We start from the raw sequence: 21,108 nt of genomic DNA on the forward strand, positions 1-21,108 counted from the left end.
AAGTGAAAGGAAAGGGTACGAAGAAATGGCAGACGTAAAGGATTTAAGCGCCTACAAAGGCGTATGGGTATTTGCAGAGCAGAGAGAAGGCAAGATCATGCCGGTAGTAATCGAGCTGCTCGGAGAGGGCCGCAAGCTGGCTGACGCAGTTGGATGTGAGCTGTGTGCCGTACTTCTTGGCGAAAACGTAGGAGGACTGACCGATGAGCTGTTTGCATATGGCGCAGATAAGGTTTATCTGGCAGATGATCCGGAATTAAAGGATTACCGTACCGACGCTTACAGCATTACCATTGGCAAGGCAATTGAGGAATACAAACCGGAGATCGTTCTGTTAGGTGCAACACATATCGGACGTGACCTTGGCCCGTGTCTGGCAGTTAACTGCAACACTGGTCTGACTGCAGACTGCACCAAGCTGGAGATCGACCCGACCGATAAGAAGATTCAGCAGACCCGTCCGGCATTCGGCGGAAACTTAATGGCAACCATCATCTGCCCGGATCACAGACCGCAGATGTCTACCGTACGTCCTGGTGTTATGGAGAAAGCACAGTACCAGGCAGGCCGTAAGGGTGAGGTTATAAAATTAAACGTTTCCTTTAAGGAAGGCGAGATCCGTACCAAGGTTCTGGAGATCGTTAAGAGCTTAAAAGAGACTGTTTCCCTGACCGACGCAAAGATCATCGTATCTGGCGGTATGGGACTTGGCAAGCCGGAGGGCTTTGACTTATTAAAGCAGCTGGCAGATAAGCTGGGCGGCGTAGTAGCAGCTTCCCGTGCAGCAGTAGATGCAGGCTGGATCGATCATTCCTACCAGGTAGGACAGACCGGTACCACCGTAAAACCGAAGGTATACTTTGCATGCGGTATTTCCGGAGCAATCCAGCACGTAGCAGGTATGCAGGACTCTGAGCTGATCGTTGCCATCAACACCAACGAGTCTGCTCCGATCTTCGAGATCGCAGACGTAGGTATTGTAGGAGATCTGTACAAAGTGATCCCGGCAATCATCGAAGAGCTGGACAAGGTAGAAGCAAAAGACTGATTTTAAAAGGAACCTTTATCAAAGGGGCGGGATGCGTTTGTGTCCCGCCCTTTGCTGCATAGGAAACGTGCCGGGTACGAAACTATGCTCTGGCGCGTTTTGTGCGCTGTAGTTTCGCGGCAGGCAGTTTATAAGACACTAGGAGGAAAACATCATGACTGGGGATGATATCAGGGAGGTACTGCCGGAGGTGTTCCGGATTCCGGTTCCTCTGGCAGGAAATCCTTTAAAGGAATTAAATTGTTATCTTTTCCGTGGAAGAAAGGAAGCCGGGGAGCGGAATCTTCTGGTAGACACGGGCTTTCGCACAGAGGGGTGTCGCCTTGCTGTGTTGGAAGGACTTGGGCTTTTAGGCGTTTCCATGGAGGATACCGACATTCTTCTGACGCATCTGCATGCAGACCACAGTGGAAATGTGGCAGATCTGACCGCTCCGGGAGGAAAGGTTTTTGTAAGCCGGATCGATCACCGCTATATGGATGGGAGCCTGCAGGGAAATAAAACTGCGCGTTTCCGGGAGCATGGGATCAGTGAGGATATGATCCAGGCAATGCTTGCCTGCACGCCGTCCCGGACGATGGCTGCCCCGCTTTCCTTTACCGGCTACACGCTTTTGGAGGATGGGGCCGTGCTTCCGGCCGGACGTTACCAGGTCCGGGCGGTCTGGACACCGGGACATACGCCGGGGCATCTGTGCTTTGAAATCTTAAATACCGGTGCCATGATCCTGGGAGACCATGTGCTGTTTGACATTACGCCGAACATTACAGACTGGGATGGTGTGGAGGATTCCCTGGGAGATTATTTAAAGAGCCTGGATAAGATCTACCCGTATGAGGTCTCCATTCCGCTTCCCTCGCACCGGGAAGCCGGCGATATGAAGCAGCGCATTCTGGCGCTCAAGGCACACCATGAGCGGAGACTGGCGGAATGCTTACAGATCGTAAAAGCACTGCAGAGTGAGCCGGGCGTGAGACCCTGCCTGTATGAGATCACAGGCAGGATGCACTGGAAAATCCGCAGCAAAGGCTGGGATGACTTTCCTGCGGCACAGCGCTGGTTTGCGCTGGGAGAATGTCTGGCGCATCTGGACCATCTGAAGGCAGAAGGCAAGGTCCGTCCGGTAGAGGATGAACAGGGGATATGCTACAGAGCGTGAGATTTTTCTTTTAAAAGCTTCTTTTTTTTGTTACACTGTTAGCAGTGACAGAGAAAAGAGGCTTTTTATGTTATATCAGATTACAGATGGAACGGTCCGTGCGGGAGGAAATGTAATTCTTTCCCATGTGAACTTTGAGATAAAGGGCAATGAAAAAATCGCCCTGGTGGGCCAGAACGGTGCAGGAAAGACAACGCTTTTAAGACTGATCGCAGGTGAATTGCAGCTGGAGCGGGACGATAAACGCCAGGGGGCCGGGATCAGCCAGTCGCGGCAGTTAACGGTGGGCATGCTGCGCCAGCAGGCGTTTTCAGACCGGGAACAGACCGTGGAGGAGATCCTTCTGGCAGCGTGCCCATTCCGGGATACCTATGCGAGGGAGCGGTTTGAATATGAGCAGGAATATGACCGGATCTTTACCAGATTTGGTTTTCACCGGACGGACAAGACAAGGAAGATCGGTTCCTTTTCCGGTGGCGAGCAGACGAAGATCGCGTTGATCCGCCTGCTTTTGGAGAAGCCGGATATCCTGTTGTTAGATGAGCCGACCAACCATCTGGATATCGAAACGATCCAGTGGCTGGAGCAGTATTTGAAGCGGTATGAGCATGCCGTGGTGATGGTCTCCCATGACCGCTTCTTTTTGGACCAGGTGGCGGAGACAGTCGTGGAGGTGTCCGGCGGAATGCTGACCCGGTATGCAGGCAATTACAGCCAGTACCGGGAAGAAAAAAGAAAGCGCACTGAGCGGCAGCGAAAGGCTTGGGAGCGGCAACAGGAGGAGGAAGCGCGGTTAAATGGCGTGATCGAGCGCTTCCGTCATAAGCCAACGAAGGCGTCCTTTGCCCGGGCCAAAAAAAAGCAGCTGGAGCGTATGGAACGGGTGGAGCGCCCGGCAGAGGATGAGGTACATCTGTTTCCGGGAAATATCGAGCCGCTGGTTTTAGGAAGCAAGTGGGTCTTCGAGGCGGAACATTTAAAGATTGGCTATGACCGGCCGCTTCTGGAAATCTCCCTGCGGATCCGGCGCGGACAAAAGATCGGGCTGCTTGGTGCCAATGGTGCCGGAAAGAGCACTTTTTTAAAGACGGTTGCCGGCCTTTTGCCGCCGTTTCGGGAAAAGGACCGTTCGGTGGAGCGCCGGTGTGTGTTGGGAAACCACATCACCATCGGGTATTTCGACCAGCATTCCGCACAGATCCAGTCGGAAAAGTCTGTGGCGGAGCATTTTCATGACTTATTCCCGTCGATGACAGAGAAAGAGGTGCGCAGTGTGCTGGGTGCGTATCTATTTCGGGGAAAGCAGGCATCCAGACGGGTGAGTGACCTGTCTGGCGGGGAAAAGGCCAGACTTGTGCTGGCGGAGCTTTTACAGAGCCGTCCGAATTTTCTGATCCTGGATGAGCCGACAAACCACATGGATGTGCAGGCGAAGGAAACGCTGGAATCGGCATTTAGGGCCTACACAGGAACGATCCTGTTTGTGTCCCACGACCGGTACTTTATCCGTCAGGTGGCAGAGAGCGTCCTGATCTTTTCGGAGGATGGGCCGATGTACTATCCGTTTGGCTACGAGCATTATCTGGAAAAGCAGCGTAAGGCCGAGGCGTACGGGGAGGAGCTTTCGGCCCAGGTGAAGGCTGAGGATGCAGCCCTGATCGAGGGAATGCGGGCCGTGCCGAAGGCGGAACGCCACCGGCTGCGGGAATTTTCCACAGAGGAGATCTACGCAGACTGGAAGCTCCGTCTGGTGATGGAAAAGCTGGAGCCGGAGGAGAAGCGGTATGCGCAGCTGGAGGAAGCGTACCAGGGATTTCTTGCAGAGTGGAGACAGTCGGCAGAATATTGGGCTCTTGCTCTGGCAGAGAAGGAAGCTCTTGTACAGGAGAACATGAACTTGCAATGCCAGCAGGAGTTTCCGGAGTATCTGGTGTCAGCTAAAACGGCAATGGATGAGGCCTGGGAGCGCTGGCATGAACAGTGCATGGAATGGTATGACGTATACGAGGAGGAATATTTATCATGAATACAGCAGAATTTAGTACGCGCCTTTCGGGCTGTCAGAAGCTTTTAGTCGGCCTGGGCGAGGAGTGGAAATGGAAACGTGGTGACAAGGAACAGGAGGAGCGCCTTCGGGCGGCTTACCGGAATCTTTATGAGCTGGTGAAGGACAAGGATTACTTTATCATCACCATGGCAACTGATGCGCTGATCTTTGATACTGCGCTTGGCAGTGAGACAGAAACCGCAGTGACAGAAGAAATCCATATGGAGGAGATTTCCTGCCCATCAGCAGATGATAAGACCCAGGCACTCATGGACCGTATCTTCCCGGTCAAGGAAAAGCCGAAGGATAAGCGGGTGCAGCGGATCGTGGCGCCGTGTGGCAACGAAACCTGGAAGCAGTGCTCTGCCGGGTGCACAAAGGATATCTGGGAGCCGGATGAGATCCCGTCCGGCATCTGTCCGCACTGCGGGGCACCGCTTACAGGAAATACCATCGAGGCACACCCGTATATCGAAGAAGGCTATCTGCCGCAGTGGAACCGCTATACCCGGTGGCTGACGGAAACCTTCAATAAGGACCTGGTGATCCTGGAGCTGGGCGTGGGCTTTGCGAATCCGGGCGTGATCCGTTTCCCGTTTGAGAAGACTGCATTTTTTAACCAGGGCTCCTTCTTTTTGCGGGTGAACCAGACCTTTCCGCAGACAACCGAAGAACTGAAGGAACGTGCAGCCGGTGTTCACCAAAATTCGGTAGACTGGATACTGAAAAATGATTATAATGTATAAATAAAATCCTGTAGCCGCAAGGCAAGGATGCGGGAGAAGAAAGGTTCCCGCCCGTATTTGCGGACGGGAACAGACCAATACTGCATGGAGGAAGACCGATGATAGCGATTATTGACTACGATGCCGGAAATATACGAAGTGTGGAAAAAGCGCTGCTTGCCCTTGGGGAGCAGCCGGTTGTAACAAGAAAAAAGGAAGAAATCCTTGCAGCGGACAAGCTGATCCTTCCGGGAGTTGGCGCATTTGGCGATGCGATGGAGCGCCTGCACCAGTACGGACTGGTGGATGTGATCCGGGAGGCGGTAAAGGATAAGGGCATCCCGATCCTGGGAATCTGTCTGGGACTGCAGCTTATGTTTGAGCGCAGCGATGAAAGCGATGGTGTGGAAGGCCTTGGACTTTTAAAGGGTGAGATCCTGAAGATTCCGGACAGCCCGGGCCTTAAGATTCCGCATATGGGCTGGAATTCCTTAAAAATCAAGCCGGACACCTGCCTGTTTGCCCAGATCCCGGATGGTGCCTATGTGTATTTTGTCCATTCCTACTACCTGAAGGCAGAGGACCCGGATATTGTGGCAGCTACCACGGAGTACAGTACCCACATTCATGCGGCGGTGGAGCAGGGGAATATCTTTGCCTGCCAGTTCCATCCGGAAAAGAGCAGTGAGGTGGGCCTTCAGATCCTGAAAAATTTCATCAGCCTGTAACGAATAAGGCAGTTAGGAGCCGTATATGTTTACAAAGAGAATCATTCCCTGCCTGGATGTTCATAATGGGCGGGTGGTAAAAGGCGTTAATTTTGTGAATCTGCGTGACGCCGGGGACCCGGTGGAGATCGCGGCCGCCTACGATAAGGCCGGTGCAGATGAACTGGTATTCTTAGATATCACAGCATCCTCAGATGCCAGGGAGACGGTGGTGGATATGGTCCGCCGGGTAGCGGAAACTGTATTTATTCCGTTCACTGTGGGCGGAGGAATCCGCACCGTGGAGGATTTCAGACGCCTTCTGAGGGAAGGTGCAGATAAGATTTCCATTAACTCCTCCGCAATCAATACCCCAAGGCTGATCAGCGATGCAGCGGACAAATTCGGCCGCCAGTGTGTGGTAGTAGCCATTGACGCGAGACGCAGGGCAGATGGCAGCGGCTGGAATGTCTACAAAAACGGAGGACGGATCGATACCGGGCTGGATGCGGTAGAGTGGGCCATGAAGGCAGATGCCTTAGGTGCTGGGGAAATCCTTCTTACCAGCATGGACTGCGACGGCACCAAGGCTGGCTACGACAATGAGCTGACTGCCATGATCGCTGAAAACGTGTCGGTTCCGGTCATTGCTTCCGGCGGTGCGGGAACAAAGGAGCATTTCTACGATGCCCTGACGAAGGGCAAGGCAGATGCAGCTCTGGCGGCATCCCTGTTCCATTATAAAGAGCTGGAGATCCGTGATCTGAAGGAGTATCTGCGGGAGCGCGGAATTTCCGTGCGGTTATAGCGGCTGCTTAGATGTCTGGCAGTGCCGGAAAATGGAATGCCGGTGCGCCGGAATTTTAGCGGCACCAGAAAAAACAGAGAGGAAAAAACTGCTACCTTGGAAGGCAGGGAGAAATATCGAAGTTACTGTACGCATGTACAGTAACACATCGGAAATTGGAGGATGGAAAAATGGGTGCCATTGCAAATGACTGGCTTGCCCCGCTGAGCGGGGAATTTAAAAAGCCATATTACAAGAAGCTGTATGAGACAGTAAAACATGAATACGAGACCAGACAGGTCTTCCCGGACCCAAACGATATTTTCAATGCGTTTGAGTTTACACCACTTTCGGAGGTGAAGGTGGTGATCTTAGGGCAGGATCCATACCACAATGTGGGGCAGGCACATGGCCTTTGCTTTTCCGTGAAGCCGGATGTGGAGATCCCGCCGTCCCTGGTCAACATCTACCAGGAGCTGCACGATGACCTGGGCTGCTACATACCGAACAATGGTTATCTGGTAAAGTGGGCGAAGCAGGGCGTGATGATGTTAAACACCGTGCTGACTGTGCGGGCGCATGCGGCGAATTCCCACCATGGGATCGGTTGGGAAGAATTCACGGATGCAGCGATCAAAATCTTAAATGAGCAGGACCGGCCGATCGTCTTTATTCTTTGGGGGCGTCCGGCGCAGGCGAAAAAGGCGATGCTGAACAATCCGAAGCATCTGATCTTAGAGGCACCGCATCCGAGCCCGCTTTCTGCGTACCGGGGATTTTTTGGCAGCAGGCCATTCAGCAAGACCAATGCATTTTTGGAGGAGCATGGCCTTAGCCCGATCGACTGGCAGATCGAAAATGTGGAGAAAGACAAATAGAAATGAGGCAGAAATATGGATTTTATTGAATTCTTAAAGGTACTGGTGCTGGGAATCGTGGAGGGCTTTACCGAGTGGCTTCCGATCAGCAGCACCGGTCATATGATCCTGGTGGATGAGATCATCCATTTAAATGTAACCGACGCATTTATGTCCATGTTCCGGGTGGTGATCCAGTTAGGTGCCATTCTGGCGGTTGTTGTGCTGTATTTCCGGAGACTGAATCCATTTGATCCGGGAAAGAGCCGGGCGCAGAAGGTGGGAACTGTACGACTCTGGCTGAAGATCATTGTAGCCTGTGTACCAGCGGCGGTGTTTGGACTTTTGCTGGATGACTGGATGGATGCCCACCTTTATAACGGCTATGTGGTAGCGGCGACGCTGATCATCTATGGTGTGCTGTTTATCATTCTGGAGAACCATAACCAGTATACAGATTTCCCAATCCAGCGCACGGGACAGATCTCTTACAAAACAGCATTGCTGATAGGCCTGTTCCAGGTGCTTTCTCTGGTACCGGGCACTTCCCGCTCAGGATCCACCATCCTTGGTGCCATGATCCTTGGCTGCTCCCGCAGTGCGGCAGCAGAGTTTTCCTTCTTCTTAGGAATCCCGGTCATGTTCGGGGCAAGTCTGTTAAAGCTGGTGAAGTTTGGCTTCCACTTTACCGGGCTGGAGCTGTTTTACCTGATTGCCGGTATGGTGATCGCCTTTGTGGTATCGGTGTATTCCATCAAATTCCTGATGGGCTACATCAGAAAAAACAACTTTAAGGTATTTGGTTATTACCGGATCGTACTGGGCGTCATCGTGCTGTTCTATTTCGGGGTAACTGCATTTCTTGGATAATGGAGGAATTGATGAACCGATTTGGAATACAGAGACCACTTTCAAAAAACAAATGCTTTTTGATCCTGTCCCTGCTTCCGGTTTATTTTATTGTGGCCGGATTATTTATGCAGCCGATAGACGGAATTTTTCACGGGATTGTGGAAATCATACGGGAACCGGACTTTCTGATCACAGACTACTTTGTGATCGGTGGTGTCGGTGCGGCTTTTATCAACGCGGGTGTCCTGACACTGATCTGCATCGGTATCATGTATGCCCTGGATATGAACTTTGACGGACATACGATCACATCGACCTGTCTGATGTTTGGATTCTCCCTGTTTGGGAAAAACCTATTGAACATCTGGATGATCCTGCTTGGAGTATTTCTTTATGCGAAATACCATAAGACCACGGTGAAGCGTTACCTGTATGTGGGCTTTTATGGGACGAGCCTCTCACCGATCGTGAGCCAGGTCATGCATATCGTGAACCTGCCGCTTCCGCTCAGACTGCTGCTCTGTGCGGCAACAGGGATCATCATTGGCTTTGTGCTACCGCCTCTCAGTACCCATGTCCATTATTCCCATAAAGGTTATTCCCTTTATAATGTGGGATTTGCGGGCGGCATCATCGCGACAGTCATCGTGTCTATCCTGAAATCATTTGGCGTGACCATTGAATCGCGCCTGATCTGGTTTACCGGGCAGAACCAGACCTTTATCCTTCTGCTGTCCATTCTGTTCGGAACCATGATCGCCTACGGCATTTTGACGGATCCGATGGCACTGGAGGATTATCGCAGCATCCTGCGGTCCTATGGCCTGGGCGGTACGGATTATTATAAGTCGGAGGGCGGCGCGGCTGTCATGATTAATATGGGCGTGAACGGCCTGGCTGCCATGCTGTTTGTCGTTATGGTCGGCGGGGACTTAAACGGCCCGACAATCGGCGGAATCTTTACCGTCGTGGGCTTCAGTGCCACCGGTAAGCATCTGCGCAACATCCTGCCGGTCATGGCAGGTGTGCTGATCGCCAGCGAGGCGAAAAGCTGGAGCATCACGGATCCGTCCGCGATCCTGGCACTGCTGTTATCTACGACCCTGGCACCGATTGCCGGTGAGTTTGGAATCATTGCCGGTGTGATCGCAGGATTTTTACATTCCTCCGTAGCACTGAATGTGGGAATCGTATATGGAGGTATGAATCTTTATAACAACGGATTCGCAGGCGGCCTTGTGGCTATGTTCCTGGTTCCGGTGATTCAGTCCATCCGCGACAGACGGGCAAGAGCACGCGGCGGATTATCGCTGTAACAATAATAATTTGATTAATTTTAATAGGGCCGTGTGAGTTGCCGAAAGGCAACTCACACGGCCTTTGTCATACATTTAAATTGCAATATTGCGCTCAGAAACTTAGCCGCATCTGATACCATGTTACATTGCCATGTACGGAGGCGGACACTCCTTCGTTTACGAAGCCGAATTTTGCGTAATAATGGATCAGTTTATCTTTGCAGGTGAGCACAAGTCCTTTGCGGCCCTGAGCTCTGGCATCTGAGATGGCACGTTGTATGAGGCTCCGGCATAGCCATGTCTGCGGTACTCCGGGATGGTATTGACGCCGAAGATCATCTGCCAGGTACCGTCTTCCTTATGGAGAGCGGCATGTTCATACATTTCATCGGTCAGGTCAGCCATATCGGTGACCATGCCATCTACAAAGGCAATGAGCTTATCTTCATCGAACATGAGCCAAAAATGGTTACTGTAATGGGCCAGGCGCTGTTTAAAATCGCTGCGGGTGGCAGCCTCAGTGGGTGGGAAGCATTCAGCCTCAACGGCGGTGATTGCATCAAGATCTTCTATGGTGGCGGTTCTGATTAACATAGGGAAAGTCCTCCTGATTTTTTTCTAAAGACAGATGGTATTGTAGCATGGTGGCTTTGAAAAATCTAGCCGGCAGTTTCGGCAAACGTGGTTTGGCATGTGAAAGACAAAAAAATAACAAAATGAAATTCGTACATGAAAACAGAGAACAGACCAAATGGACATACCATTTTAAAAACTGAAATAAAGAAATGTGAAAAAAATAAAAAAATACTTTACATTATGAAAAAAAATTGGTAATATATGACATGCGACAATGAGACCGGAAGAGATGATTATCGGCATCTTTTTTTTTACAAAACTTGTATACTAGTAAACTTGGGAATCACGGGCGCTAAATGTGAAAAAAATAACAAATGAAAAAAGAAGAAAAGGAGGGTGAGTCATGGCACGATACGGATAGCGTATCTCTGAGGGGAAGGTAATCAAAACAGAAGCATTGAGAAAATGAAAAATGAGAAGGAGATATTATGCAGATCTTACTGGTTATACTCAGTCTGGTATTACTTATTTATCTATGTTTCAAAGGGGTTCCGATCTTTTTCGGTGCAATGATTTCCGGTATTTTTCTTCTGGTTACGGCCGGAATGAATCCGGTAGAACAGATTACAACGACATATGTAACAGGACTGGCAAACTATTTCGGAAAGTTTTTCTTTATTTTCGTTCTGGGATCGCTGTTCGGCAAGCTGACTGACATCAGCGGAGCGGCAGATGCAGTAGCAAAGGTCGTGATCGATAAGCTGGGTGACCGCTTCATCGTTCCGTCTATTATGCTTGCAGGTGTGATTCTGACTTATGGCGGTGTGTCCGTATTCGTATGTATGTTTACTCTGTACCCGCTGATGGTTTCTCTGTTTAAGAAGGGGGATATCTCTCGTACTCTGATTCCGGCAGTATACTTTGCAGGCGCAGGTACCTTTACTGGTATGATGCCGGGTTCTCCGCAGATCCAGAACCTGATGCCGGGTCAGATCCTCGGCACTCCGGCCACTGCAGCTTTCGTTCCGGGAATAATCGCAGCAGTTTTTGAGGCAATTCTGGTCTTTGGATTTATGATCTGGTATGTTGGTTATACCAAGAAAAAAGGCCTTCACTTCGAGATGACTGAGAAGGATGAGGCTATGCTGAAACTGAAAGAAGGAAAAGAGCTTCCGAACATTGTGGTTGCGCTGCTTCCGATGATCATCCTTCTTGTTGCTTTAAATGGTTTCAAGCTCAGCGCAGAGCTCGCATTGTTTGTTGGTTTTATTGCCGGTCTGATCTGCTATGCAAAACAGATCCCGTGGAAGGAAATCTGGAAACATCTCGGCGATGGCACAAAAGATGGTACAGGTTCTCTGTTTAACACGGCAGCAGTTGTTGGTTTTGGCTCTCTGGTTCAGGCAACTCCGGCCTTCGATACCCTGATCGGTTCGGTGACGAAAATCGGAGGAAGCCCGCTGATCGCATCTGCATTGGCAGTTACTGTACTGGCAGGTGTCTGCGGTTCCGGCTCCGGCGGTCTTGGCATTGCGCTTCCGATCATTAAAGATTACTTTGTTCCGCTTGGCGTAAACCTTGAGGCACTGCACCGTGTCAGCGCGCTGGCAAGCTTAGGCCTGGATTCTCTTCCGCACAACGGCCTGGTTGTATCCGTGCTGAACGTAACTGAGAATGATCACCGTCATTCCTACTTCCCGATCTTCGTAACTACCTGCCTGATTCCACTGATCACACTGGTATTTATGATCCTGCTGTTTTATTTATTCGGAATGGCATAAAAGAGGGGTACGAAAAAGAAACATGACAGCGGTTTTGTGAAAGGAGATACTAAATGTTTATTCAGTTTCCAGAAGTCCATACACCAATTCAGGGAATGGAGAATGTTCCAATCCCGAATATGGTAACGATTCGCCAGAGCTATGATCCGACCAAGATCGAAGATATTAAGGGACATATGCTGGCAGAGCTTGAAAAAGTAGAAAACAAAGAAAGCTATAAAGGAAAACGGATCTGTATCACAGCAGGAAGCCGCGGCATTCCGGATCTGGATGTGATGCTGCGCACCATCTGCGATACCTTAAAGAGCTGGGGAGCAGAGCCGTTTATCATTCCGTCCATGGGAAGCCACGGCGGCGCGTGTGCTGAGGGACAGCTGGAGATGCTGGCCGGTTATAATATCACGGAGGAGAGCATGGGCGTACCGATCCTGTCATCCATGGAGGTGGTGCAGTATGGTGAACTGAACGGCATTCCGCTTTACTGCGATAAATATGCTTACGAATCCGACGGAATCGTAATCTTTAATAAGGTTAAGCCGCATACCGATTTCCGAGGCCCTCACGAGAGCGGTCTTGCGAAGATGATAGCAATCGGTATTGCAAAGCATAAAGGCGCAAGCATGTTCCACAGCTTTGGATTCCATCGTTTTACGGAACTGATCCCGCAGGTGGCAGAGCAGTTCCTGGAAAAATGTCCGTTTGCTTTCGGCGTTGGCGTAGTGCAGAACGCATACGATGATATCTGTGCAATGGAAGTCTGCGGCAAGGACAATTTCATGGAGACCGATGCACGTCTTCTGGTTGTTGCAAAAGAGCGTATGGCAAAATTCAAATTCAATGATATTGACGTTTTGATCATTGATGAGATTGGAAAGAATATCAGCGGAAACGGTCATGATCCGAATGTGACCGGACGTAATATTACGCATACGTTCGGTGCGACCCTGAATTTAAAGAAGCTGTTTATCCGCGGCATCACGCCGGAAGCTCATCATAATGGCTGCGGTCTTGGTTCTGCAGATGTAACGACCAGACGCTGCTTAAATGATGTAGACTGGGAAGTGACCTGGACCAACGTGCTGACTACCGGAATCATGGATGCATGTCCGATCCCGCTGTATGTCAATACCGATAAAGAGGCAGTGCTGATGTGCATCCGCTGCTGTCACAACCTGGATTACAAGAAGGCAAGAGTGGTACACATCAAGAATACCTTGTGTCTGGATGAAATCCAGGTATCGGAGGCTCTTTATGACTCCATTAAGGATATGGACGGAATCAGCTATGTAAGCGGTCCGACCCCGATGTATTTTGATGAAAATGGAATGATGGATTAAGTATTAAAAAAATCCCTGTGGCACATGGAATGATGTGCCACAGGGATTTTTTGGTAAAAGAAAAATGCGTCTGATAGGAATCGAACCTACGCATTATTGCCTAAAAACCTAGTGTTTATGCGGCTTCTCAATTTTCGTGTTGCATTTCGTGTTGCATGCCCTCAAAATGGCTGATGATTTTCGCATTTTGTTTTGTAGTTTCTTCATCGATCGTATTCCGGTAAACAGCTTTCATAACATGGTCGGAAGCCCAGCCGCCGCGCTGCATGATGTACTGATCCGGCACACCAATGGCATGCAGGATGCTGGCAGAGTAGTGTCGGAGATCATGAAAACGGAACTTCTGCAGTCCGGATGATCGGATCGCGCGCCGGAAACGCTCAGAGAGTGCATCCGGATGTACTTTGATGATTTGCCCGGAGATACCGGACATTTTTTCGATGACAAAGTGCGGCAGCTCTATGGTGCGGTTGCTGGAAAAGGTTTTGGGCTCTTTTAAGACCCATTCGTTATGCTCGTCCCGCACATAGGCTTTATTGACTGTAATATAGTCCCCGCGGATGTCCTGATCTGTCAGCGCACAGATTTCCCCACGTCGGAGTGTTCCAAACGCAGCCAGTAACACGGCAATCTCCAGCTCAGTGCCGGAGATCTGCATCAGCAGGGTTTTGATGTCGGCATCGGACGGAGTGTAGAAGTGCGTGTCCTTTTTCTGCGGCAGAACGATCTTCAGACGCAGGTCTGGAAGAAACATATCCAGCGTGGCCGCCAGAAAACCGTAGGTGTTTGCAATCGTCTTCGGGCTCAGCCGTTTGGTGAGATCACTGACCCATGCTTGTATGGTGGTGTTTGTAATATCCCGAATAGACAGGTTGCCGATATCGTCAAAGTGTGTCCGTCTTGCGCTTTTGTATGTACGGACCGTAGTGGGAGACAACACGCCCTCTTTTACCTGGATGTATTTGTCCAGTGCTTCGTATACTGTCATGTTATCAGGACGTTTCTTTATTTCTTTGGTTGCCGCATATTCTGCGGCCAGACGTTCCGCTTCGCGGCGTGTGTCGGCCGTAAACGATTCATAGTGCCGTTTTCCTGTTCCATCTGTGTAATCATAGACCAGACAGCGATAGGAACCGGATTTCAGTTTTTTGGCCTTTGCATATATCATTCTCCTCTCGTGTGGTCGTTGCGATGTCGCAACGGTAGAAATAGGTACAAAAATAACACCCCTTGCCAGAGCGCTCTGAGAATGATATAATTCAGGTGTTCAAGCTGATATATCAAGCCGGAGCAATCCGGTAAGAGAAATCTATGTAAAGCCGTTCGGTATGCCAATACCGGGCGGTTTTTGCATTTTTAAGTTGTCTAGAATTCCATACGGTTACAGTAAATCGTTGATTTTGATTGTCAGTCCCGGATAAATCCCGACCGGAATATCCTGCGTAAAGGAATAAATCACTGGAGCTGCATCGTCTTCGAAGTGGTAAACGGTGACGCGCTCTTTTGCCGGATGACAATCCAATATTCGCGGACCCCTGCGTCGGAATAGAGTGTATTTTTTCGGTTATAATCCATTCTTCGGCTGGACGGGGATACAATTTCGAAAACCAGATCCGGAGCTCCAGAACATCCGCGATCAGTCAGCTTGTTTGGATCACAGATTACAGAAACATCCGGTTCCACCCAATCTTTATCGTCAGCATCGAGGTTAACAGCAAATGGAGCAGGATAGACTTCACAGGAACCGTGGTGATCTGAAATATATTTTCGAATAATGAAGTGCAAGCCCGATACGAGTTTTTGATGAATCCGGCTTGGCGGTGCCATGTCGTAGAATTTTCCATCGATCAGCTCCGCACGTTCACCCTCTGGCAGATTCCAATAGTCTTCTGCGGTGTAGTAGTCTTTTAATAATGGCATAAAAACACTTCCTTTCTGCAATAGTATTGCTCTTTAAAACTTTTCTATGACAATCAGTGCTGGGTTACATAGCCCTTTCAATTTCATCTGCATCGGCTTTGCTGAAATCATCCCGCATGATGTGCTCCAGAGCGTGCTGATATGCAATCATCTGCCTGGCCTGGCTGATCCGGGCGTTTATGATAATGGTAAAGCTGCCGTCTTCGTTTAGATGCACTTCTTCTTCCACAGCGGTATCCATATCAAGAAAGTATACCCCGATGGCTTCTGTCAGCAGTGGGTTATTCATATAGTTCTCCTTTGCTTAGCACGGTTCGTCCGGATCGCCCTTTTCCTGAGCTTTCAGGCTCTTCATAAATTCGATGTGTGCTTTCAGACGTTCTGGAGGGATGTCTCTGGCAACGTGGAAGAGGGTGCGCAGCTCTGGATTCTCAAATGCTTCCTGTGCAATCTGGCGGGTCTCATCGTTTAAGTAGTAAGGCTCGTCAGAGGTTTCTGCATTGTCTTTTTCTTCTATAAGATCTGAGCGATTTATTCCAAAGTATTTAGCAAGTGCTTCGACCTTATCCATTCTTGGTAACCGTGTTCCATTGCACCAGGTTGAAACAGCGGATTTATTGAAACCAAGGTCATTAATTATATCGGTCTGCGATTTTTGATTTATTTCCATATAGTGATTTAAATTTTTAGAAAAGATTTTCTTATAAATTTCTTCGGGCATTAATTCTTACCTCCTATGTCTATAGGATAACAGAAAGTAGAAAAATAACAATACTGAAATTAAAATAATTCTACAAAAAGTATTGACAGTTTACAAAAAGTAGAGTAAAATAAATTACAGATCGAGGAGGTGATAGGATTGGCCGAATTTCAGATTAGCCTTGCGGCGGCCAGAGTAAATGCCAATATGACTCAGGAAGATACAGCAAGAGCAATGAAAGTAAGCAAAACTACTGTAGTTAACTGGGAAAAAGGTAAAGTGATTCTGGGTATTCCAGAGGTAGAAATGATGTCTCGTTTATATGGAATTCCGCAGGACTATATTTTTTTACCCTGTTATTCTACAAAAAGTAGATAAAGGGGAGGCGAAGAGAGTGCTGAAAAAGATTTATTTTGAGCTTGTTGCCATAAGAAAAGAGCTCCAGGCAATTCGGAGTTACCTGGAGCCTAAAAAGGTATCGACAGAGATTATGGTCGACACAATTCGAAATCATTTAAGTGAAGTTATTGATCAATCGATGTCTCCGGAAGATATCTTAACCGTTTCCGGCCACGATAGCTGATCCGGCTTTCTCCATTGTGCTTCCCTGATTGGTCTGTCACAATTGCATATCCAGCTAACTTCTGCAGCTGTTTGGGATTATCAAAACGCTTGATATCTCCAACTTCTGCAAGAAATCCACTGACTGTGATCAGACCGATTCCTTTGATTTCCATCAGCTTATCAACATATGGAATTTCCCCAAGTATCGCTTCAATTCTATGAAGCAGTTCATCTAATCTTGTCGCATATACATCCAGGTCATTCAGAAGATGTCTCAGTTCTATTCTTGCTGCTTCCGGTGCCTCTTTGCTTCCAACGCTATGCTCGGCTGCTGATACCAGGGTCTTTGCCCTTTTCATTCCTGCGCCTCTCAGCTTTGCGTCTCTCCAAATCTGGTTTACACCTTCTGCTCCAAGTTTTTTTATATCTTCTGGAAGCGGTGCTATCTGCAGCACTTTTCGGCCACTTACTACCTTTACATCCCCGTAAACGTCTTTATACTCAGGGAAATAGATAGAAAACCATCTGGCAATCCGATTTTTTATTCGGGTAAGTTCTTCCTGCGTCTGGAAGCGCAGGTTCGACAGGCTTCTGATCTCTGCGTAAATACCGGTTGGTATATAAGGATAAGAAAATCTTCCTTCATTTACCAACGCTGCGATTGTTTTGGGATCTTTTCGGTCATTCTTGCTTGGACTGTTATCATCCAGTTCTTTTGACTTTTTAACATGGTGCGGATTTACATGCACAGGCTTCATTCCGTTGTCCTGCAGGAACTTTCCCAATGCAAACCAATAGTGTCCTGTTGGCCCCATTCCGGGAATCACAACGTTTTTTCCATGCTTTTCTGCAAGATCCTCCATCCATGCTTTAAATGTCAGGAAACCAGCCTCTGTATTGCTAAACTCCAGCGGTTTCTTCGTATACTCATAATTCCGCCAGTCGAATGCTCTGGCATAATGAGTTTCACTGCCGACATCGATTCCTACAATCAAAGTTTTTTCAGTTATGGATGCAATTTTTGCGTTCTGCGTGTTATAATTCATTTCGATACCTCTTTGTTTAATAAGATTTTTACTAACCCTGCAAAGTCAGTAACCTTATTTTACACTGAGGTATTTTTTTCTCAACCTTCTTTCTTGGCGGCCCCTACATTTGAATTATACAGGAAGCTCCTTTCTTTTGTACTTGGCGCTGCAACGCCTGTACAGAAAGTATATCACTGGGGAGATGCGGAAGACAAGATTGAAACCGTAAATCTGATATAGAGAGGAGGCGAGGGGCATGAATCCGACAGAGCAGGATACTATGCGGAAAATTGTGGAGGATGTTCGCAATGCACGGGAATATAGCCGCCAGGCGAGTGTTTTGTCAGTGGCAGCTATAGTCATTTGTGCGGTTGCATTAATAATCATCCGAGTAGTACTGGCACAATAACGGCTGCAATACTTACCAGAATAGCAACAATGGAAGTGATCTTTGCAAAGAGAGCCTCTTTCTTTGCTGATTCAGCTTCAGACTTTGCGAAGTCGAGTTGCTCTTTCAAGATATCAGCTTGTTGAGCAGTGGATTTGGCAAGGTTGGGTCTCGATTGTTTGGTAACAGGATCATAGTGAGGAGTAGACTCATAAACACGGGTCTTTCCAGTTTTCTTGTCGTAGTGTTGAACGATGGTCGGCATAGTGCATCTCCTTTTGATAGTGGTTATATTTATAATATCACAACCATCATAAAACGTCAAAATATAGTGGCTATAAATGATTACAAATATATCCACTATATATAGTGCAATATGACGATAAAAAAGAAGCCCCAACGGGACTTCTTTAAAAATCAGATATTAATCAGCTGTGAATAGTAACCCAATATCCCGTCAGACCAGATTACGATTATAAGGAATCAGGCGTTTAGCCTATGCAGAAAAACGGAAGGAAGTTACCAGCTGGGACTGGATTTGTTTGGATTTATCCGTCTGAAGGAAATTCAGGTTGATGTGGTAGACACCCGTTACGCCATTCCCTGTGGGGCTCCGGTGGGAATTTATCTAAAATCCGATGGCGTTATGGTCATAGGAACCGGAGAACTGATTAATCAGGAAGGCATGAGTGTAGAACCGGCAGCAGGGCTTCTGCAGTCCGCAGCGACACCCAGGGAATTGGAACTATGACTTATCTTGATTTGAACGGCAATTTTGGAGCGTTGGGGCATGGCATCAGCGACAGTGATACGGGAGAAGTGGTGGAAATTTCCCAGGGAAATCTTTATGATACGGAAATCATCGGTATTGAAAAAGGGACGATTGGCAATCCGGGGGTGATGTCCGGTGTGATTTATTATGGTCCCGGTTCCCTTTTGGGAGAAGTCAGGGTCAACACAGAGTCCGGAATCTTTGGTACTGTCAATGACCGGTTTGTGAAGAATGTGACTCAGGAGCCTGTGGAAATCGGATACCGTCAGGATGTGACGAAAGGATTGGCATACTTAAGGATCGGCGTGTCAGGTGAGATAAAAGATTATGAGATAGAGATTCTGAAAGTAGATTATTCCAGCAATCATACGAATAAAAGCCTGGTCATCCAGGTCACTGACCCGGAACTTCTGGAACTTACCGGCGGCATTGTCCAGGGCATGAGCGGAAGCCTATTATTCAGAACGGAAAACTCATTGGGACCGTAACCCATGTATTTGTTCAAGACTCCACCAGAGGATATGGAATATTTATTGAAAATATGTTAGAGGCAGCGGAATGATCCTTAGCAGGTAATGCAATGAGTATTTCATTGTAATACCTGCTTTTTATATTCAAAAGAAAAGGTTTTCGTCTAAAATGGTGGTTAGATCATGGCGTTATTTGCACTCGATAACTGGTTGAGGCACCATCTTGAACTTCAAGCAAGGAACAGACAACAAATTCTTCTCCGTACATTATCGTACATTCTTCCTGATTGATGAGAAGTGTCACATTGTCCTCATCCAAAGATATTACCTGGAACAACAAACCAATCATATCAGGGATTTCAGATTTCTTGGGATTCTGCACTAACGTATCATCAAAATCCTCATAAAAAATATCACCGTTTGATATTTCATAATCTTTGGATTCCCCTTTCCATAGCCGACAGATTCCCCGAATTCATTCGTACCGCTATTGTACGGGGTAACCTTCAGCAGGAAATACTTTGCCTCCATACCGTTTTTGTCGGGAACGAATGCAAAATATCTGAAATAGACAAGTGTCTCAATTGCTAAAATAGAGATCAAACCGATAATGACACCGATAATGATACCAATATTTCGAAGAGTTGCATTATGCATAATTTTCTCCTTAAATACCAGTTCACTCTTTTGTTTCCTAATGAATTATAGTATATCGTAGTGCACCTAACAATATAAATGTTGTTCACACTATACTGGATTATCATACAGAAATCAATAATAACATCTTTTCATAAGTTTATGCTTATGTATAAATATAATAACATATATTTGATTTTATGTCTGCCTCCATATTATAATCAACTTACAGAGAGAAATTCACGTGAAAAACTCATGATAAAAAGTTGGTGGAGGGTAATAAAATATGAAAATTACCGATGTAAAAGTTATTCCTGTTAACCAGTTTTTGTTTGTAAAAATTTATACAGATGAAGGGATTACAGGTATTGGAGAATCAGGTGCCTGGGGATTTTTAAAGGCATCCGGCATTATTATCGATACATTGTTTCGGGATTACCTGATTGGGAAAAACCCATTGGAAATTGAGAAGCATTGGCAGTTTTTGGTGCATTCCAACTATTTCCGGGGAGCGGCGTTGATGGGAGCAGTAAGCGCCGTAGATATCGCATTGTGGGATATCGCCGGAAAATACTATAATGTTCCAATTCATAGTTTGTTGGGAGGAAAAGTCAGAGAGAAAATCAGAACTTATAGTCATGTGCGGGGTAAGACGCTGCCGGAACTTTTAGAACGTTGCCAGGCGTCTATTGAGGAGGGGTTTACCGCGGTGGGACATTTATGTCCATTTCTGGACGAGCCTATGGACAAGGTATATAATAAGTCTTATGTAAGGAAGATCAGTGATGCGGTGAACGTCGTGAGACGTGTTCGTGAAAACATTGGCGATGATGTGGATATCTGTGTGGAATGTTCCCGATTCATGAATCCGGCAGAGGCTATCATCCTTGGCAATGAGATTGAACCGTTCCGCCCATATTTCTATGAAGATCCGGTGCGGCCGGATAACTTTGATGCCATGGCTGAGGTGGCGGCCAATATTAAAATCCCTATTGCAACCGGTGAAAGAATCCACACGCTGCAGGAATTCATGATGCTTGTAAACCGCAAGGCATTGAGATATTTAAGGGCAGATGTAATCCTGTGCGGCGGTATTACAGGGCTGAAGAAGATTGCAGTTCTGGCAGAGGCCAATGACCTTCTGATTGTGCCGCATAATCCTTGCAGTCCAATCTGTACGGCAGCCAGCGTTCATGTGGATGCTTCTACAGCCGCATTTGCAATTCAGGAATATCCAAATGATTCTCGTATGAGGACTCAGCCGGGTACTGGAGAGAAGTTCCCGCTGAATGAGATTGTGACAGATACCATTAAATGTGACAGGGGATATCTGATTGTGCCGGATGCACCAGGTCTGGGAATTGATTTGGTGGATGATGCAGAAAAGAAGTTCCCTTATGATCAGTATCCGATTCGGATGAGAACAGGTGTGGACGGCGGTTTCGTAGGTTAAGGG

21 protein-coding genes and 2 pseudogenes are annotated in these 21,108 nt (G+C 47.8%); 15 read left to right on the forward strand and 8 right to left on the reverse strand.

Going from position 1 to position 21,108, the window contains the following annotated elements:
* The first annotated feature begins 25 nt into the window (after positions 1–25).
* The 9 genes from DXA97_RS04235 to DXA97_RS04275 all read left to right on the forward strand — a co-directional run bounded on the left by DXA97_RS04235 (position 26) and on the right by DXA97_RS04275 (position 9,498).
* Positions 26–1,048 (forward strand): electron transfer flavoprotein subunit alpha/FixB family protein, encoded by a 1,023-nt coding sequence (locus DXA97_RS04235; protein ID WP_118718689.1) that lies wholly within the window; start codon positions 26–28, stop codon positions 1,046–1,048.
* Positions 1,049–1,202: 154 nt separating this feature from the next.
* On the forward strand, positions 1,203–2,207 hold the full coding sequence (locus DXA97_RS04240) for an MBL fold metallo-hydrolase (protein ID WP_118718690.1): 1,005 nt from the start codon (positions 1,203–1,205) through the stop codon (positions 2,205–2,207).
* Between the two features lie 67 nt (positions 2,208–2,274).
* Positions 2,275–4,233 (forward strand): ABC-F family ATP-binding cassette domain-containing protein, encoded by a 1,959-nt coding sequence (locus DXA97_RS04245; protein WP_118718691.1) that lies wholly within the window; start codon positions 2,275–2,277, stop codon positions 4,231–4,233.
* Complete coding sequence (locus DXA97_RS04250) at positions 4,230–5,000, forward strand: hypothetical protein (RefSeq protein WP_118718692.1); 771 nt, start codon at positions 4,230–4,232, stop codon at positions 4,998–5,000. Before DXA97_RS04245 ends, DXA97_RS04250 begins: the two co-directional genes overlap by 4 nt.
* Before the next feature lie 98 nt (positions 5,001–5,098).
* Complete coding sequence (hisH, locus tag DXA97_RS04255) at positions 5,099–5,707, forward strand: imidazole glycerol phosphate synthase subunit HisH (RefSeq protein WP_118718693.1); 609 nt, start codon at positions 5,099–5,101, stop codon at positions 5,705–5,707.
* 25 nt (positions 5,708–5,732) lie between these two features.
* Positions 5,733–6,494: an imidazole glycerol phosphate synthase subunit HisF gene (gene hisF, locus DXA97_RS04260; RefSeq protein ID WP_118718694.1), complete on the forward strand. Its 762-nt coding sequence runs from the start codon at positions 5,733–5,735 to the stop codon at positions 6,492–6,494.
* A gap of 170 nt (positions 6,495–6,664) precedes the next feature.
* The gene (locus DXA97_RS04265; RefSeq protein ID WP_118718695.1) at positions 6,665–7,351 is read left to right on the forward strand and encodes a uracil-DNA glycosylase; all 687 of its coding nucleotides are present in this window, start codon (positions 6,665–6,667) and stop codon (positions 7,349–7,351) included.
* Positions 7,352–7,366: 15 nt separating this feature from the next.
* A complete protein-coding gene (locus DXA97_RS04270; RefSeq protein ID WP_118718696.1) occupies positions 7,367–8,200 on the forward strand; it encodes an undecaprenyl-diphosphate phosphatase in 834 nt (277 codons plus the stop codon).
* 11 nt (positions 8,201–8,211) lie between these two features.
* Complete coding sequence (locus tag DXA97_RS04275) at positions 8,212–9,498, forward strand: DUF1576 domain-containing protein (RefSeq protein WP_118718697.1); 1,287 nt, start codon at positions 8,212–8,214, stop codon at positions 9,496–9,498.
* A 94-nt stretch (positions 9,499–9,592) separates the two neighbouring features.
* Here DXA97_RS04275 and DXA97_RS04280 read toward each other — a convergent pair.
* Positions 9,593–10,074 (reverse strand): annotated as a pseudogene (locus tag DXA97_RS04280) (GNAT family N-acetyltransferase).
* Positions 10,075–10,544: 470 nt separating this feature from the next.
* On the opposite strand from DXA97_RS04280, the gene DXA97_RS04285 reads away from it, so the two are divergent.
* Together DXA97_RS04285 and DXA97_RS04290 are read left to right on the forward strand one after the other, a co-directional pair.
* The gene (locus tag DXA97_RS04285) at positions 10,545–11,837 is read left to right on the forward strand and encodes a GntP family permease (RefSeq protein ID WP_118718698.1); all 1,293 of its coding nucleotides are present in this window, start codon (positions 10,545–10,547) and stop codon (positions 11,835–11,837) included.
* 53 nt (positions 11,838–11,890) lie between these two features.
* Positions 11,891–13,174 (forward strand): lactate racemase domain-containing protein, encoded by a 1,284-nt coding sequence (locus tag DXA97_RS04290; RefSeq protein ID WP_118718699.1) that lies wholly within the window; start codon positions 11,891–11,893, stop codon positions 13,172–13,174.
* Between the two features lie 127 nt (positions 13,175–13,301).
* On the opposite strand, the gene DXA97_RS04295 is transcribed toward DXA97_RS04290, so the two are convergent.
* The 4 genes from DXA97_RS04295 to DXA97_RS04310 all read right to left on the reverse strand — a co-directional run bounded on the left by DXA97_RS04295 (position 13,302) and on the right by DXA97_RS04310 (position 15,815).
* Positions 13,302–14,342 (reverse strand): site-specific integrase, encoded by a 1,041-nt coding sequence (locus DXA97_RS04295; protein ID WP_118718700.1) that lies wholly within the window; start codon positions 14,340–14,342, stop codon positions 13,302–13,304.
* Positions 14,343–14,629: 287 nt separating this feature from the next.
* A complete protein-coding gene (locus DXA97_RS04300) occupies positions 14,630–15,094 on the reverse strand; it encodes a Uma2 family endonuclease (RefSeq protein ID WP_347561449.1) in 465 nt (154 codons plus the stop codon).
* Between the two features lie 64 nt (positions 15,095–15,158).
* Entirely contained in the window at positions 15,159–15,383 is a 225-nt protein-coding gene (locus DXA97_RS04305) for a hypothetical protein (RefSeq protein ID WP_118718701.1), read from the reverse strand.
* Between the two features lie 15 nt (positions 15,384–15,398).
* Positions 15,399–15,815, reverse strand: a complete 417-nt coding sequence (locus DXA97_RS04310) for a helix-turn-helix transcriptional regulator (protein WP_118718702.1) — start codon at positions 15,813–15,815, stop codon at positions 15,399–15,401.
* Between the two features lie 138 nt (positions 15,816–15,953).
* Here DXA97_RS04310 and DXA97_RS04315 point away from each other — a divergent pair, with 138 nt between their 5' ends.
* A complete protein-coding gene (locus tag DXA97_RS04315) occupies positions 15,954–16,172 on the forward strand; it encodes a helix-turn-helix transcriptional regulator (protein ID WP_118718703.1) in 219 nt (72 codons plus the stop codon).
* 146 nt (positions 16,173–16,318) lie between these two features.
* On the opposite strand, the gene DXA97_RS04320 is transcribed toward DXA97_RS04315, so the two are convergent.
* Both DXA97_RS04320 and DXA97_RS04325 read right to left on the reverse strand, forming a co-directional pair.
* The gene (locus tag DXA97_RS04320) at positions 16,319–17,404 is read right to left on the reverse strand and encodes an IS110 family transposase (RefSeq protein ID WP_118718704.1); all 1,086 of its coding nucleotides are present in this window, start codon (positions 17,402–17,404) and stop codon (positions 16,319–16,321) included.
* A 365-nt stretch (positions 17,405–17,769) separates the two neighbouring features.
* Positions 17,770–18,039 (reverse strand): hypothetical protein, encoded by a 270-nt coding sequence (locus DXA97_RS04325; protein WP_118718705.1) that lies wholly within the window; start codon positions 18,037–18,039, stop codon positions 17,770–17,772.
* 273 nt (positions 18,040–18,312) lie between these two features.
* Between DXA97_RS04325 and DXA97_RS21885 the strand changes: the two genes are divergently transcribed.
* Together DXA97_RS21885 and DXA97_RS04330 are read left to right on the forward strand one after the other, a co-directional pair.
* On the forward strand, positions 18,313–18,525 hold the full coding sequence (locus tag DXA97_RS21885) for a hypothetical protein (RefSeq protein WP_347561450.1): 213 nt from the start codon (positions 18,313–18,315) through the stop codon (positions 18,523–18,525).
* Positions 18,522–19,108: pseudogene (locus DXA97_RS04330) on the forward strand (SpoIVB peptidase S55 domain-containing protein). The gene DXA97_RS21885 and the pseudogene DXA97_RS04330 overlap by 4 nt, the downstream one beginning before the upstream one ends.
* A gap of 289 nt (positions 19,109–19,397) precedes the next feature.
* Here DXA97_RS04330 and DXA97_RS04340 read toward each other — a convergent pair.
* A complete protein-coding gene (locus tag DXA97_RS04340) occupies positions 19,398–19,673 on the reverse strand; it encodes a hypothetical protein (RefSeq protein WP_118718707.1) in 276 nt (91 codons plus the stop codon).
* Between the two features lie 265 nt (positions 19,674–19,938).
* Between DXA97_RS04340 and DXA97_RS04345 the strand changes: the two genes are divergently transcribed.
* On the forward strand, positions 19,939–21,105 hold the full coding sequence (locus DXA97_RS04345) for a mandelate racemase/muconate lactonizing enzyme family protein (protein WP_118718708.1): 1,167 nt from the start codon (positions 19,939–19,941) through the stop codon (positions 21,103–21,105).
* Positions 21,106–21,108 lie beyond the last annotated feature (3 nt).

Origin of the sequence: Clostridium sp. OF09-36 (assembly GCF_003481985.1) — a bacterium.
GTDB lineage: Bacteria > Bacillota > Clostridia > Lachnospirales > Lachnospiraceae > Brotaphodocola.

Excerpts from the sequence above, each read along its gene's own strand:
- DXA97_RS04240 (WP_118718690.1), top strand. The coding sequence starts at position 1,203 with ATGACTGGGGATGATATCAGGGAGGTACTGCCGGAGGTGTTCCGGATT.
- DXA97_RS04265 (WP_118718695.1), top strand. The coding sequence starts at position 6,665 with ATGGGTGCCATTGCAAATGACTGGCTTGCCCCGCTGAGCGGGGAATTT.
- DXA97_RS04295 (WP_118718700.1), bottom strand. The coding sequence starts at position 14,342 with ATGATATATGCAAAGGCCAAAAAACTGAAATCCGGTTCCTATCGCTGT.
- DXA97_RS04235 (WP_118718689.1), top strand. The coding sequence starts at position 26 with ATGGCAGACGTAAAGGATTTAAGCGCCTACAAAGGCGTATGGGTATTT.
- DXA97_RS04320 (WP_118718704.1), bottom strand. The coding sequence starts at position 17,404 with ATGAATTATAACACGCAGAACGCAAAAATTGCATCCATAACTGAAAAA.
- DXA97_RS04290 (WP_118718699.1), top strand. The coding sequence starts at position 11,891 with ATGTTTATTCAGTTTCCAGAAGTCCATACACCAATTCAGGGAATGGAG.
- DXA97_RS04340 (WP_118718707.1), bottom strand. The coding sequence starts at position 19,673 with ATGCATAATGCAACTCTTCGAAATATTGGTATCATTATCGGTGTCATT.
- hisH (WP_118718693.1), top strand. The coding sequence starts at position 5,099 with ATGATAGCGATTATTGACTACGATGCCGGAAATATACGAAGTGTGGAA.
- DXA97_RS04275 (WP_118718697.1), top strand. The coding sequence starts at position 8,212 with ATGAACCGATTTGGAATACAGAGACCACTTTCAAAAAACAAATGCTTT.
- DXA97_RS04310 (WP_118718702.1), bottom strand. The coding sequence starts at position 15,815 with ATGCCCGAAGAAATTTATAAGAAAATCTTTTCTAAAAATTTAAATCAC.
- DXA97_RS04305 (WP_118718701.1), bottom strand. The coding sequence starts at position 15,383 with ATGAATAACCCACTGCTGACAGAAGCCATCGGGGTATACTTTCTTGAT.
- DXA97_RS04300 (WP_347561449.1), bottom strand. The coding sequence starts at position 15,094 with ATGCCATTATTAAAAGACTACTACACCGCAGAAGACTATTGGAATCTG.
- DXA97_RS04325 (WP_118718705.1), bottom strand. The coding sequence starts at position 18,039 with ATGCCGACCATCGTTCAACACTACGACAAGAAAACTGGAAAGACCCGT.
- DXA97_RS04345 (WP_118718708.1), top strand. The coding sequence starts at position 19,939 with ATGAAAATTACCGATGTAAAAGTTATTCCTGTTAACCAGTTTTTGTTT.
- DXA97_RS04245 (WP_118718691.1), top strand. The coding sequence starts at position 2,275 with ATGTTATATCAGATTACAGATGGAACGGTCCGTGCGGGAGGAAATGTA.
- DXA97_RS04250 (WP_118718692.1), top strand. The coding sequence starts at position 4,230 with ATGAATACAGCAGAATTTAGTACGCGCCTTTCGGGCTGTCAGAAGCTT.
- DXA97_RS04285 (WP_118718698.1), top strand. The coding sequence starts at position 10,545 with ATGCAGATCTTACTGGTTATACTCAGTCTGGTATTACTTATTTATCTA.
- DXA97_RS04270 (WP_118718696.1), top strand. The coding sequence starts at position 7,367 with ATGGATTTTATTGAATTCTTAAAGGTACTGGTGCTGGGAATCGTGGAG.
- hisF (WP_118718694.1), top strand. The coding sequence starts at position 5,733 with ATGTTTACAAAGAGAATCATTCCCTGCCTGGATGTTCATAATGGGCGG.